The sequence below is a fragment of the Pseudomonas saponiphila genome (assembly GCF_900105185.1).
GTDB lineage: Bacteria > Pseudomonadota > Gammaproteobacteria > Pseudomonadales > Pseudomonadaceae > Aquipseudomonas > Aquipseudomonas saponiphila.
On record NZ_FNTJ01000002.1, the window covers coordinates 1135571 to 1150128 of the forward strand.

General features: G+C 62.7%; 5 protein-coding genes and 2 rRNA genes. All 7 read left to right on the forward strand.

The genetic code is table 11. The features are described 5' to 3' along the window. Nucleotides 1–41 precede the first annotated feature (41 nt). Nucleotides 42–2933 (forward strand): 23S ribosomal RNA (locus BLV47_RS27080). A 153-nt stretch (nt 2934–3086) separates the two neighbouring features. Then, nucleotides 3087–3202: ribosomal RNA gene (gene rrf, locus BLV47_RS27085) — 5S ribosomal RNA — on the forward strand. 165 nt (nt 3203–3367) lie between these two features. Then, nucleotides 3368–6820 carry an exodeoxyribonuclease V subunit gamma gene (recC, locus tag BLV47_RS27090; protein WP_092319352.1) on the forward strand — a complete coding sequence of 1151 codons (3453 nt, stop codon included), beginning with the start codon at nt 3368–3370 and terminating at the stop codon, nt 6818–6820. After that, entirely contained in the window at nt 6817–10506 is a 3690-nt protein-coding gene (recB, locus tag BLV47_RS27095; RefSeq protein ID WP_092319354.1) for an exodeoxyribonuclease V subunit beta, read from the forward strand. The genes recC and recB overlap by 4 nt, the downstream gene beginning before the upstream one ends. Then, on the forward strand, nt 10503–12584 hold the full coding sequence (gene recD, locus BLV47_RS27100) for an exodeoxyribonuclease V subunit alpha (RefSeq protein ID WP_092319356.1): 2082 nt from the start codon (nt 10503–10505) through the stop codon (nt 12582–12584). The genes recB and recD overlap by 4 nt, the downstream gene beginning before the upstream one ends. A gap of 116 nt (nt 12585–12700) precedes the next feature. Further along, nucleotides 12701–13282: a regulatory sequestration protein YfiR gene (gene yfiR, locus BLV47_RS27105; RefSeq protein WP_167365731.1), complete on the forward strand. Its 582-nt coding sequence runs from the start codon at nt 12701–12703 to the stop codon at nt 13280–13282. Beyond that, on the forward strand, nt 13279–14547 hold the full coding sequence (dgcN, locus tag BLV47_RS27110) for a diguanylate cyclase DgcN/YfiN (protein WP_092319360.1): 1269 nt from the start codon (nt 13279–13281) through the stop codon (nt 14545–14547). The genes yfiR and dgcN overlap by 4 nt, the downstream gene beginning before the upstream one ends. The last annotated feature ends 11 nt before the right edge of the window (nt 14548–14558 follow it).

Consider the following 14558-nt stretch of genomic DNA (forward strand, 5'->3'; position numbering starts at 1 on the left):
ATGTCGTCTTCATAGTATAACCAGATTGCTTGGGGTTATATGGTCAAGTGAAGAAGCGCATACGGTGGATGCCTTGGCAGTCAGAGGCGATGAAAGACGTGGTAGCCTGCGATAAGCTTCGGGGAGTCGGCAAACAGACTTTGATCCGGAGATCTCTGAATGGGGGAACCCAGCCATCATAAGATGGTTATCTTGTACTGAATACATAGGTGCAAGAGGCGAACCAGGGGAACTGAAACATCTAAGTACCCTGAGGAAAAGAAATCAACCGAGATTCCCTTAGTAGTGGCGAGCGAACGGGGACTAGCCCTTAAGTGGCTTTGAGATTAGCGGAACGCTCTGGAAAGTGCGGCCATAGTGGGTGATAGCCCTGTACGCGAAAATCTCTTAGTCATGAAATCGAGTAGGACGGGGCACGAGAAACCTTGTCTGAATATGGGGGGACCATCCTCCAAGGCTAAATACTACTGACTGACCGATAGTGAACTAGTACCGTGAGGGAAAGGCGAAAAGAACCCCGGAGAGGGGAGTGAAATAGATCCTGAAACCGTATGCGTACAAGCAGTGGGAGCAGACTTTGTTCTGTGACTGCGTACCTTTTGTATAATGGGTCAGCGACTTATTTTCAGTGGCGAGCTTAACCGAATAGGGGAGGCGTAGCGAAAGCGAGTCTTAATAGGGCGTCTAGTCGCTGGGAATAGACCCGAAACCGGGCGATCTATCCATGGGCAGGTTGAAGGTTAGGTAACACTGACTGGAGGACCGAACCGACTACCGTTGAAAAGTTAGCGGATGACCTGTGGATCGGAGTGAAAGGCTAATCAAGCTCGGAGATAGCTGGTTCTCCTCGAAAGCTATTTAGGTAGCGCCTCATGTATCACTGTAGGGGGTAGAGCACTGTTTCGGCTAGGGGGTCATCCCGACTTACCAAACCGATGCAAACTCCGAATACCTACAAGTGCCGAGCATGGGAGACACACGGCGGGTGCTAACGTCCGTCGTGAAAAGGGAAACAACCCAGACCGTCAGCTAAGGTCCCAAAGTTATGGTTAAGTGGGAAACGATGTGGGAAGGCTTAGACAGCTAGGAGGTTGGCTTAGAAGCAGCCACCCTTTAAAGAAAGCGTAATAGCTCACTAGTCGAGTCGGCCTGCGCGGAAGATGTAACGGGGCTCAAACCATACACCGAAGCTACGGGTATCACGTAAGTGATGCGGTAGAGGAGCGTTCTGTAAGCCTGTGAAGGTGAGTTGAGAAGCTTGCTGGAGGTATCAGAAGTGCGAATGCTGACATGAGTAACGACAATGGGTGTGAAAAACACCCACGCCGAAAGACCAAGGTTTCCTGCGCAACGTTAATCGACGCAGGGTTAGTCGGTCCCTAAGGCGAGGCTGAAAAGCGTAGTCGATGGAAAACAGGTTAATATTCCTGTACTTCTAGTTATTGCGATGGAGGGACGGAGAAGGCTAGGCCAGCTTGGCGTTGGTTGTCCAAGTTTAAGGTGGTAGGCTGAAATCTTAGGTAAATCCGGGGTTTCAAGGCCGAGAGCTGATGACGAGTTACCTTTTAGGTGACGAAGTGGTTGATGCCATGCTTCCAAGAAAAGCTTCTAAGCTTCAGATAACTAGGAACCGTACCCCAAACCGACACAGGTGGTTGGGTAGAGAATACCAAGGCGCTTGAGAGAACTCGGGTGAAGGAACTAGGCAAAATGGCACCGTAACTTCGGGAGAAGGTGCGCCGGTGAGGGTGAAGGACTTGCTCCGTAAGCTCATGCCGGTCGAAGATACCAGGCCGCTGCGACTGTTTATTAAAAACACAGCACTCTGCAAACACGAAAGTGGACGTATAGGGTGTGACGCCTGCCCGGTGCCGGAAGGTTAATTGATGGGGTTAGCTAACGCGAAGCTCTTGATCGAAGCCCCGGTAAACGGCGGCCGTAACTATAACGGTCCTAAGGTAGCGAAATTCCTTGTCGGGTAAGTTCCGACCTGCACGAATGGCGTAACGATGGCGGCGCTGTCTCCACCCGAGACTCAGTGAAATTGAAATCGCTGTGAAGATGCAGTGTATCCGCGGCTAGACGGAAAGACCCCGTGAACCTTTACTATAGCTTTGCACTGGACTTTGAATTTGCTTGTGTAGGATAGGTGGGAGGCTTTGAAGCGTGGACGCCAGTCTGCGTGGAGCCATCCTTGAAATACCACCCTGGCAACTTTGAGGTTCTAACTCAGGTCCGTTATCCGGATCGAGGACAGTGTATGGTGGGTAGTTTGACTGGGGCGGTCTCCTCCTAAAGAGTAACGGAGGAGTACGAAGGTGCGCTCAGACCGGTCGGAAATCGGTCGTAGAGTATAAAGGCAAAAGCGCGCTTGACTGCGAGACAGACACGTCGAGCAGGTACGAAAGTAGGTCTTAGTGATCCGGTGGTTCTGTATGGAAGGGCCATCGCTCAACGGATAAAAGGTACTCCGGGGATAACAGGCTGATACCGCCCAAGAGTTCATATCGACGGCGGTGTTTGGCACCTCGATGTCGGCTCATCACATCCTGGGGCTGAAGCCGGTCCCAAGGGTATGGCTGTTCGCCATTTAAAGTGGTACGCGAGCTGGGTTTAGAACGTCGTGAGACAGTTCGGTCCCTATCTGCCGTGGACGTTTGAGATTTGAGAGGGGCTGCTCCTAGTACGAGAGGACCGGAGTGGACGAACCTCTGGTGTTCCGGTTGTCACGCCAGTGGCATTGCCGGGTAGCTATGTTCGGAAAAGATAACCGCTGAAAGCATCTAAGCGGGAAACTTGCCTCAAGATGAGATCTCACTGGGATCTTGAATCCCCTAAAGGGCCGTCGAAGACTACGACGTTGATAGGTTGGGTGTGTAAGCGCTGTGAGGCGTTGAGCTAACCAATACTAATTGCCCGTGAGGCTTGACCATATAACACCCAAGCAATTTGCGAACTCGAAAGAGGCCAGATTGCGGTGTGTGAAGACGAAACAAACCGAAAGTTTGCAGGCTCACAAAACACCAACTCTATTACATACCCATTCGCTGGCACGTTGCACAAGCAACGGACTGGCTACCGAATTTCTTGACGACCATAGAGCGTTGGAACCACCTGATCCCATCCCGAACTCAGAAGTGAAACGATGCATCGCCGATGGTAGTGTGGGGTTTCCCCATGTGAGAGTAGGTCATCGTCAAGATTAAATTCCGAAACCCCAATTGCGAAAGCAGTTGGGGTTTTGTTTTTGCGCGGCGGAAAAGTTGCGCTGCTGGGGCTGGCCACGCTCGTGTGCTTACGGCTGCCAGCGCACCGCGACAGTGCTAAGGTTCCGGCCTAGCTTTTTGCATTCTCCAAGGAAGCCTTTATGCCGGACGCCTCGTCCCTCACCCCCGGTTTTATGGTGGTTCACGGTAACCGCCTGGACGAGTTGCGCAGTCTGGTGGTCAGCTGGATGCGGCGTTACCCACTGGCTCCCCTGGAAAATGAAATCGCCCTGGTACAGAGCAATGGCATCGCCCAATGGCTGAAGCTGGCCCTGGCCGAAGACCCCGAGGACGATGACTCCGGCGGCTGCGGCATTGCTGCGGCGATCGATGTGCAATTGCCTGGGAGCTTCATGTGGCAGCTCTACCGCCAGGTCCTGGGTCGAGACGAAATCCCGCCAAAATCCTTACTGGATAAAGCCCCGCTGACCTGGCGTCTGATGCGCCTGCTGCCAGAGCTGATCGACGAGCCCCACTTCGAGCCCCTGCAACGTTTCCTGACCCACGACAGCGATCTGCGTAAACGCTACCAACTGGCCGAGCGCCTGGCGGACCTGTTCGACCAATATCAGGTCTATCGAGCCGACTGGCTGGAAGACTGGTCAGCAGGCCGCCATCAATTGCGCAACGTTCGCGGCGAAGCCAAGGCCCTGACTCCAGCCAACTGCTGGCAAGCCGAACTGTGGCGAGCCCTGCTGGTGGATGTCGGCACCGAGGGCATGGCCCAGAGTCGAGCCGGAGTCCACCAACGCTTTATCGAGCGGATCAACAGCCTGGAGCAGGCCCCCGCGGGCTTGCCATCCCGGGTGATCGTTTTCGGCATTTCCTCGTTGCCGGCCCAAGCCCTCGAAGCCTTGGCCGGACTGGCGCGTTTCAGCCAGGTCCTGCTCTGTGTGCACAACCCCTGCCGTCACCATTGGGCGGATATCGTCGCCGACAAGGATCTGCTGCGCCATCAATACAAACGTCAGGCGCGCAAAGCCGGCATGCCCCTGGCCCTGGATCCGCAAACCCTGCACCAGCACGCCCATCCGCTGCTGGCTGCCTGGGGCAAACAGGGCCGGGACTACATCAACCTCCTGGACAGCTACGACGATCCCAACAGCTATCGCGCAGCGTTTCGCGACGGTCGCATCGACCTGTTCAGCGAGAGCGAGCCGCGCACCATGCTCCAGCAGTTGCAGGACGACATCCTCGAACTGCGCCCCCTCGAGGAAACCCGCGAACGCTGGCCCGCCGTCGATTTGCAGCAGGATCAGTCGATCCGTTTTCACATTGCCCACAGCGCGCAACGGGAAGTGGAAATCCTCCACGACCAGCTATTGGCGCGCTTCAGTGCCGAACCCGACCTGCGCCCCCGGGACGTAATCGTCATGGTGCCGGACATCGACAGCTACGCCCCGCACATCCGCGCGGTGTTCGGCCAGTTGGAACGAGATGACCGCCGCTTCATCCCCTTCACCCTCACCGACCAGGGCCAGCGTGGCCGCGACCCGCTGCTGATTGCCGTCGAGCACCTGCTGAAACTGCCGGACAGCCGCTTTCCGGTCAGCGAGATCCTCGACCTGCTTGATGTGCCTGCGTTGCGCGCCCGTTTTGGTGTCGACGAAGCCGACCTGCCGACCTTGCATCGCTGGATCGAGGGGGCCGGTATTCGCTGGGGCATGAACGCCGAGCAACGGGCGGAACTGGGGCTACCCCAGGAGCTTGAGCAAAACAGCTGGCGCTTCGGTCTGCGGCGCATGCTCCTGGGGTACGCCGTCGGTCGCTCCGCAGCCTGCGACGGCATCGAGCCCTATGACGAGATTGGCGGCCTGGATGCGGCGCTGATCGGTCCCTTGGTGGCTCTGCTGGATGCCTTGCAGATGGCCTACCAGCAGCTCATCGAACCGGCGGTACCCGCGCAATGGGGCGAGCGCCTGCAGCAGTTGCTGGAGCTGTTCTTCCTGGCCGCAACCGAGCACGACGACTACCTATTGGGCCAGCTTGAGGACCTGCGGGAAACCTGGCTGGAAACCTGCGAATCCGTCGGCCTGCAAGATCAGTTGCCCCTGACCGTAGTGCGCGAAGCCTGGCTGGCCGGCCTGGATCAGGGTCGCCTGTCCCAGCGCTTTCTCGCCGGCGCGGTGAACTTCTGCACCCTGATGCCGATGCGTGCCATCCCCTTCAAGCTGGTGTGCCTTTTGGGCATGAACGACGGCGATTACCCGCGTGCCCAGCCGCCACTGGACTTCGACCTGATGGGCAGCGACTACCGCCCCGGCGACCGTTCACGGCGTGAGGATGACCGCTACCTGCTGCTCGAAGCCCTGCTCTCGGCCCGGGACCAGCTGTACATCAGTTGGGTCGGCCGCAGTATTCGCGACAACAGCGAACGTCCCGCCTCGGTGCTGATCGGCCAACTGCGCGATCACCTGGCCGGCGGCTGGCGGCTGGTGGACGAACAGGCATCGCTGCTCGAAGCCCTCACCCAGGAGCACCCGCTGCAGCCCTTCAGTGCCCGCTACTTCCACGACAGCGACACACTGTTCAGCTATGCCCGGGAATGGCAGGTCCTGCACCAGGCACACGAGCCCGCCGTGCCCGTCCAGCCCCTTGAGCCCTATATCCAGGATGAACCCCTGAGCCTGGCGCAGTTGCAGGATTTTCTGCGGCACCCGGTACGGCACTTTTTCAGCCAGCGGCTCAAGGTGTTCTTCGAGGCCATGGATGCGCCCCTGGCGGACGAGGAGCCCTTCGTCCTCGACGCCCTGCAACGCTACAACCTCAGTGACAGTCTGCTGGAAGCGGCACTGAGCGATGCCGCCCATCCGGAGCAGGCCCTGCAGGCCCAGGCACAGCGGCTGCAAGCCAGTGGCCTGCTGCCCATGGCCGGTTTTGGCGAGTGCCTGCAACGCGAGCTGATGGAGCCGTTGCCGGACCTGTTGCAGCGCTACCGGCAACTGCTGGACCTGTGGCCGACACCGCTGACCAGCGCCTTGCCGGTCAGCCTGGAGCTCCAGGGCGTGCGTGTGGAGGGCTGGTTGAGCAGCCTGCATCAGCGGGCAGATGGCGGGCTGTTGGCGGTGACCACCATTGCCAACGGTATCGGCTCGATCAAGACCCGCAAATGGCACCGGCTGATCAAACCCTGGATCAATCACCTGCTGGCCTGCGCCAGCGGCTACTCCCTGACCACTGCGCTGGTGGCCAGTGATGACAGCCTGTTGCTTTCGCCGCTTGAGCTGCAACAGGCTCGGACGATTCTCGGCAATCTGCTGCTGGCCTGGCAGGCGGGCATGCGCCAGCCGCTGCCGGTGGCGGTCAAGACCGCCTTTGCCTGGCTCGGGCAGAGCGATCCGGACAAAGCCGGCGCCGCCGCCCGCAAGACTTATGATGGTGACGGCCAGAACAGCGAGGGCGAGCGCCGGGAGACTCCGGCCCTGGCCCGGCAATTTGCCGATTACAACGCGCTGATCGCCGATGAGACGTTCAGCGGCTGGGCCGAAACGCTCTATCGTCCCCTGCTGGACGCTCCCTGGCGTTCCGCCCTCGGCGAGGAGGCTGTGCAATGAGTCAACAAGCCCCTCTGGCCCTGGCCTTTCCCCTGCGCGGCAGCCAACTGATCGAAGCCAGCGCCGGCACCGGCAAGACCTTCACCATCTCCGCGCTGTACCTGCGCCTGGTGCTGGGCCACGGCGGCGAGTCCGCAGGTTTTGGCCGCGAACTGCTGCCGCCGCAGATTCTGGTGGTGACCTTCACCGACGCTGCGACCAAGGAACTGCGCGAGCGCATCCGTACCCGCCTGGCGGAGGCCGCGCGATTCTTTCGCGACGAAATCAGTGCCCCCGACAGCCTGATCGTCGAGCTGCGCGAGCAATACCCCGCCGAACAGTGGGCCGCCTGCGCCAATCGCCTGGACATCGCCGCGCAATGGATGGACGAGGCCGCCGTCTCTACCATCCACAGCTGGTGTCAACGCATGCTCCGCGAGCACGCCTTCGACAGCGGCAGCCTGTTCACCCAGACCCTGGAAACCGACCACAGCGATCTGTTGGGGCAGGTACTGCGCGATTACTGGCGGCTGTTCTGCTACCCGATGCAGGGCGATGCGCTGAACTGGGTGCGCGCCCACTGGGTTGGCCCGGCCCAACTGCTGCCGCGGGTCCGCGCGCTGTTTGGCAGCGAGCATCGCGAGCCCTCGGCCCAGACGCCCGGCGAGTTGATCGAGGCCTGCCTGCAGGAACGCCGGGAAGCCCTGGTGCAACTCAAGGCACCCTGGCGGCTGTGGGCGGGGGAGTTGCGGGATATCTGCCTGCAAGGCGTGGCCAGCAAGAGCGTCGATGGCCGCAAACTGCAGGCGCGTTTCTTCGAACCCTGGTTTGAAAAGATCAGCGCCTGGGCCGAAGACGAGTCCGTTGAGCAGTTGGACATCGGCACCGGCTTCACCCGCCTGACCCCGGACGGCATGAGCGAGGCCTGGAAGGGAGAGGCGCCACAGCACCCGGCGCTTGAGGCCATGGCCGGGCTCAAGGCCAGCCTCGAGGCGTTGCCCAGCCCCGACGCCGCGGTCCTGCAGCACGCCGCGCAGTGGGTCGGTGAGCGCTTTGAAGAAGAGAAGCGCCGCCGTGCCGAGATGGGCTTCGACGACATGCTGCTGCGTCTGGACAGCGCCCTGCACAGCGATGGCGGCGAGCGCCTGGCGACCCTGATCCGCGAGCAGTTCCCAGTGGCCCTGATTGACGAATTCCAGGACACCGACCCGGTGCAGTACCGGATCTTCGAAAGCATCTACCGCATCGAGGCCAACGATCCCGAGACCGGATTGTTTCTGATCGGCGACCCCAAGCAGGCGATCTACGCCTTCCGTGGCGCCGATATCTACACCTACCTGCGGGCCCGCCAGGCCACCACCGGGCGCCTGCACACGTTGGGCACCAACTTCCGTTCCAGCCAGGCCATGGTCAGCGCGGTCAACCATGTGTTCCAGCAGGCCGAACAGCGTCCGCAGGGGCGCGGGGCCTTTCTGTTTCGCGAAGACGACGGCCAGAACCCGGTGCCGTTCCTGGCGGTGGCGGCCCAGGGGCGCAAGGAGCATCTGCAGGTCGACGGTCAAGCGCTGCCGGCGCTGAACTTCTGGCATCTGCCTGCCGAGCAGCCACTGTCCGGGGCCCAGTATCGTCAGCAGCAGGCGGCGGCGTGTGCCAGTGCGATCGTCGAGCTGCTCAATGGCGGCCAGCAGGGCCGCAGCGGTTTTGTCCGCGAGCAGCAACCCCTCAAGGGGCTGTTGCCGGCGGATATCGCCATCCTGGTCCGCGACGGCAAGGAGGCCCAGGCGATCCGCGCTGAACTGGCCGCCCGCGGGGTGCGCAGCGTGTACCTGTCGGACAAGGATTCGGTGTTCGCCGCCCAGGAAGCCCGGGACCTGCTGGTGTGGCTCAAGGCCTGTGCCGAGCCGGATGTGGAGCGTCCGCTGCGGGCCGCCCTGGCCTCCTTGACCCTGAACCTGTCCCTGGTGGAACTGGAGCGCCTGAACCAGGACGAGCTGGCTTGGGAAGCCCGGGTCATGCAGTTTCGCGGATACCGGGCGATCTGGCGCAGCCAGGGCGTGCTGCCGATGCTGCGCCGCCTGCTTCACGACTTCCAGCTGCCCCAGGCGCTGATGGCCCGCAGCGATGGCGAGCGAGTGCTGACCAACCTGTTGCACCTGTCCGAGCTGTTGCAACAGAACGCCGCGGAACTGGACGGCGAGCAAGCCCTGATCCGCCATCTGGCCGAGCATCTGGCGCTGTCCGGGCAGGCCGCGGAGGAGCAGATCCTGCGCCTGGAAAGCGACGAGCAACTGGTCAAGGTGGTGACCATCCACAAGTCCAAGGGCCTGGAGTATCCCTTGGTGTTCCTGCCCTTTATCTGCTCCACCAAACCGGTGGATGGCAGCCGCCTGCCCCTGCATTACCACGATGGCGCAGGCAAGCCTCAAGTCAGCCTGCGACCGACCCCGGAGCTGATCGCGCAAGCGGACGAAGAGCGCCTGGCAGAGGACCTGCGGCTGCTCTACGTAGCCCTGACCCGAGCCCAGCATGCCTGCTGGCTGGGTGTGGCCGACCTCAAGCGCGGCAATCACAACAGCTCGGTGCTGCACCTCTCGGCCCTGGGCTACCTGCTGGGCGGTGGTGCCCGGCTTGACGAGTCCAAGGGGCTGCTGCGCTGGTTGCTGGATGTGCAGCAAGGCTGTGATGCCATCGGCGTTGGCGAGCTGCCGGCCGCCGACGAGCAGCGTTTTCATCCGCCACGCAATGACGCCGCGCTCCTGGAACCGCTGATCCCGGTTCGTCGTGTGGCGGAGAACTGGTGGATCGCTTCCTACAGCGCCCTGCGCATCAGCGACACCCTGGGCGGCGGCAGCGAAGCCCCGGAAAACCCTCAGGCGCAGAAACTCTTCGATGATGAGCGGCTGGACCCCGAAGCCCCGCGTGAAGTCGCCGCCAGTGGTGGCGATATCCATCGTTTTCCCCGGGGCCCGAACCCCGGCACCTTCCTCCATGGTCTGCTGGAGTGGGCCGGAGAGGAGGGCTTTGCCGCAACCCCGGAGCAGATCGCGGACGCCATCGCCCGCCGTTGCAATCGCCGCGGCTGGCAGGGCTGGATCCCGACCCTCAGCGACTGGCTGCAGCACCTGCTGCAAGCCCCCTTGCCGGTGGGGCTCGGACAGCCGCCGGTGGTGCTGGGACAACTCACCCAGTACCGGGTCGAAATGGAGTTCTGGTTCGCCAGCCACAAGGTCGACGTCCTCAAGCTGGACCAGCAGGTGCGTGAGCTGACCCACCAGGGCGCGGCGCGGGTCACCGCCGAGCCGGTGCTGCTCAACGGCATGTTCAAGGGCTTTATCGACCTGACGTTCGAACATCAGGGCCGCTATTACGTGGCTGACTACAAATCCAACTGGCTGGGCGTGGACGACGCCGCCTACACCGAGCAGGCCATGGAACAATCGATTCTCGACAACCGCTACGACCTGCAATACGTGCTGTACCTGCTGGCCCTGCACCGCCAGCTCAAGGCCCGGCTGGCGGACTACGACTACGACCGGCACATCGGCGGTGCCCTGTACCTGTTCCTGCGCGGCAGTCGCTCGGCGAGCCAGGGCGCGTATTTCGCCCGGCCGCCACGGCAATTGATCGAACGTCTGGACCGCATGTTCCAGGGCCAGCCCGAGCCGCCCAAGGCCGAGCCCGCCTGGGAGCAGGGGGTGCTGCTATGACCCCGGATCTGTTCGCCCCCTCGACCGAGGCGCCGGATGCGCCGTTCGACCTGGCCCCCCTGACCCGTGCCCAGGACCTGCTGCTGTTGCTTGAGCGCTGGGTTGAGCGCGGCTGGCTGCGTTCCCTGGACAAGGCCTTTGTCGGCTTTCTCCATGAGCTGGACCCGGGCTGCGATCCGCTGGTGCTGATGGCCGCGGCCCTGACCAGTCACCAGCTGGGGCATGGGCATGTCTGCCTGGACCTGTTCGAAACCCTCAAGGAGCCGGATTTCGCCCTGTCCCTGCCCCCGGAAGGGGATTCGCAAAGCGGGGCCCCGGTGCTGCCCTCCCAGGTCCTGGCGGGGTTGGAAGGCGCCCAGTGGTGCAAAGTCCTGGCCGGCAGCCGGCTGGTGGCCCTGGCGGCGGATCAGGGGGATGCGTCCCGCCAGCGGCCGTTGGTGCTGTCCGGCAAGCGCCTGTACCTGCGGCGCTACTGGGCCTATGAACGGCGTATCGACAACGCCCTGCGCCAACGCCTGGCGTTGACCGAAGCCACCCCGGACAACCTCGCGGCGCGCCTCGACGGCTTGTTTGGTCCGGCCAAGGCGGCGGGGCCCATCGACTGGCAGAAACTGGCGTGCGCCCTGGCCACCCGCGGCGCCTTCAGCATCATCACCGGCGGCCCCGGCACCGGCAAGACCACCACGGTGGTGCGCTTGCTGGCCCTGCTCCAGGGCCCGGCGGTGGAGGCCCGCAAACCGCTGCGCATTCGTCTGGCGGCGCCCACCGGCAAGGCCGCGGCGCGCCTGACCGAATCCATCAGCCTGCAGGTGCGCTCCCTGTCGGTGGCCGACGAAGTGCGCGAGAAGATCCCCAGCGAGGTGACCACGGTGCACCGTTTGCTGGGCAATCGTCCGGGCACCCGGCATTTCCGCCATCACGCCGGCAACCGCCTGCCTCTGGATGTGCTGGTGGTGGACGAAGCCTCGATGATCGACCTGGAAATGATGGCCAACCTGCTGGACGCCTTGCCTATCCACGCGCGTCTGGTGCTGCTGGGGGACAAGGACCAGTTGGCCTCGGTGGAGGCGGGGGCCGTGCTCGGGGACCTGTGCCGCGATGCCGAGGCCGGCTGGTACAACCCGCAGACGCGCGCCTGGCTGGAAGCGGTCAGCGGTGAACAGCTCGGAGCCAGCGGCTTGCAGGAAGACACCGGGCACCAGCATCCCCTGGCGCAGCAGGTGGTGATGCTGCGTCACTCCCGGCGTTTCGGCGAAGGCAGCGGCATTGGCCAGCTGGCGCGTTGGGTCAATCAGCAACAGGCCGACGAGGCCCGGCGCCTGCTGGCGGCCCGCAGCCATGCCGACCTGTATGGCCTGAGCCTCAAGGGCGAGCAGGATCGGGCGCTGGAGCGTCTGCTGCTGGAGGGCCATGGCGAGGGACCGCAAGGCTACCGGCATTACCTGAATGTGCTGCGCAGTCAGCGTCCCGCCGCCGACACGCCGCTGGAAGACCGGCGCTGGACCGAATGGGCGCGCAATGTGCTGCTGGCCTTTGATCGTTTTCAGTTGCTCTGCGCGGTGCGCAAGGGGCCCTGGGGTGTCGAAGGCCTGAACCTGCGTATCACCCAGGCGCTGTTCAAGGCCCGGCTGATCGACAGCGACCAGCAGTGGTACGAAGGCCGTCCGGTGCTGATGACCCGCAACGACTATGGCCTGGGGCTGATGAACGGCGATATCGGCATCGCCCTGAAACTGCCGGAAGCGCAGGGCCAGGAGCCGGGGCGCCAGGTGCTGCGGGTCGCCTTCCCGCGCAACGATGGCCAGGGCGGTGTGCGTCTGGTACTGCCGAGCCGGCTCAACGACGTGGAGACGGTCTATGCCATGACGGTGCACAAGTCCCAGGGCTCGGAGTTCGCCCATACGGCGCTGATCTTGCCCGATGCCCTGAACCCGGTGCTGACCAAGGAGCTGATCTACACCGGCATCACTCGGGCCAAGGACTGGTTCAGCCTGATCGAGCCCCGCGCCGGGGTCTTCGAAGAGGCGGTGCGGCGCAAGGTCAAGCGCCTCAGCGGGTTGATGCTGGAGCTGGACTGACGCGGATGTCTCAGTCTGGTAGCCGGCACCGTTCCGGGGCGCCGGCCTCGCGGCATTTTCCCGCGCTGTGCTATCGTTGCGGCATCATTTCCGTGAAATTCAACGAGAATCCCTGCATGGACGTGGCTGTCTTGAGGACAGAGCGCAGTTTGCGGTGGAGACAGTTTGTACTGTCGACCCTTCTTTGCCTGTTCAGTCTGTGCGCCGTGGCGCAGTCAGAGCCTTCAACCCCGACCAGCCTGGCCGAGCAGCGGGCCAAGGCGGTGACGCAAGTGGTACTGGGTATCCTCAGCTACGCGCGGTGGCCGGTGGAGCCCGCGCAGCTGCGCTTGTGCGTGGTGGGGCCCACCGAATACACCGATGACCTGCTCAAGGGCACGACACAGGCCACCGGCCGCCCGGTGCTGGTGCGCCGGTTGCTGGCCAGCAGTCCGGCCCTGGCCAGCGAGTGCGACTCGGTGTACGTCGGCAAATTGAGCGTTGAAGCGCGCAACCGGTTGTTCAACTCGCTGATCGGCCAGCCCGTGCTGAGCATCAGCGAGGGTGGCGACCAGTGCACCGTGGGCAGCCTGTTCTGCCTGCGGGTCAGCGACGATCAAGTGTCGTTCGAGGTCAATCTGGACTCAGTGGCCCGCAGTGGGGTGAAGATTCATCCCAGCGTGCTGCAATTGTCTCGTCGTCGTCCGGCGGCCCCATGAAAGGGTTCAAGTCCAAGGCCCGCCCCACACTGCGGTCGGTCATCGGTCGCGGCCACCTGATCGTCGCCCTGTTGGCGATCTGCATGGCCAGCCTGTCCCTGACCTTTCTCGGGGTCCTGGCGTTGCGGGTCTATGCCGATCACAACCTGCACCTGATCGCCCGGTCCATCAGCTACACCGTGGAAGCCGCGGTGGTGTTCAACGACAGTGTGGTGGCCACCGAGGCCCTGGCCCTGATCGCCTCCACCGAAGAGGTGGCCGATGCCAAGGTCTACGACACCCAGGGCCGCCTGCTGGCCAGTTGGCAACGTCCGGAGAGCGGCCTGCTGACCAATCTGGAAATGCACGTCGCCAGCGCGTTCCTGGAAAAGCCCATCAGCTTGCCGATCCTGCATCAGAACCGTGAAGTCGGCACGGTCAATGTCACCGGCCATGGCGGCAGCCTGTTGCGCTTCCTGTTCAGCGGCCTGGTGGGCATCGTGCTGTGCACCGCACTGAGTGCCTGGGTATCGCTGTACCTGGCGCGCCGACAACTGCGGGGCATCACCGGCCCCTTGCGCAGCCTGGCGGAAGTGGCCCACGCGGCCCGGCGCGAGCGAGCGTTCGATCAGCGGGTGCCGCCTGCGCAAATCGCCGAGCTGGACAACCTGGGCAATGACTTCAATGCCCTGCTCGATGAGCTGGAAGCCTGGCAGACCCACCTGCAAAGCGAGAATGAAACCCTGGCGCACCAGGCCAGTCACGACAGCCTGACCGGCCTGCCCAACCGGGCGTTTTTCGAGGGCCGGCTGATCCGCGCGCTGCGCAGCGCCAGCAAGCTCAACGAGCGCATGGCGGTACTGTTTCTCGACAGCGACCGCTTCAAGGAGATCAACGACAACTTCGGCCACGCCGCCGGCGATGCGGTGCTGGTGGCGGTGGCCACGCGGATTCGCGCGCAACTGCGTGAGGAAGATCTGGTCGCGCGCCTGGGCGGGGATGAATTCGCCGTGCTGCTGACACCCCTGCACCGGGTCGAAGACGCCCAGCGCATTGCTGACAAAATCATCAATAGCATGGAAATGCCGATCCAACTGCCCGGCAATCTGTCGATCATGACGTCGCTGAGCATCGGCATAGCCGTGTACCCGGATCATGGCCTGACCCCCGGCAGCCTGTTGAATGCTGCCGATGAGGCCATGTACCAAGCCAAGCGTGGTTCGCGAGGCGGGCAACACACCGTGGGGGCGGAGCCCCCAATCGTTCAGGTTCAAAACAGGAGCTAATACCCTTGTTC

Excerpts from the sequence above, each read along its gene's own strand:
- recC (WP_092319352.1), top strand. The coding sequence starts at position 3,368 with ATGCCGGACGCCTCGTCCCTCACCCCCGGTTTTATGGTGGTTCACGGT.
- dgcN (WP_092319360.1), top strand. The coding sequence starts at position 13,279 with ATGAAAGGGTTCAAGTCCAAGGCCCGCCCCACACTGCGGTCGGTCATC.
- recB (WP_092319354.1), top strand. The coding sequence starts at position 6,817 with ATGAGTCAACAAGCCCCTCTGGCCCTGGCCTTTCCCCTGCGCGGCAGC.
- yfiR (WP_167365731.1), top strand. The coding sequence starts at position 12,701 with ATGGACGTGGCTGTCTTGAGGACAGAGCGCAGTTTGCGGTGGAGACAG.
- recD (WP_092319356.1), top strand. The coding sequence starts at position 10,503 with ATGACCCCGGATCTGTTCGCCCCCTCGACCGAGGCGCCGGATGCGCCG.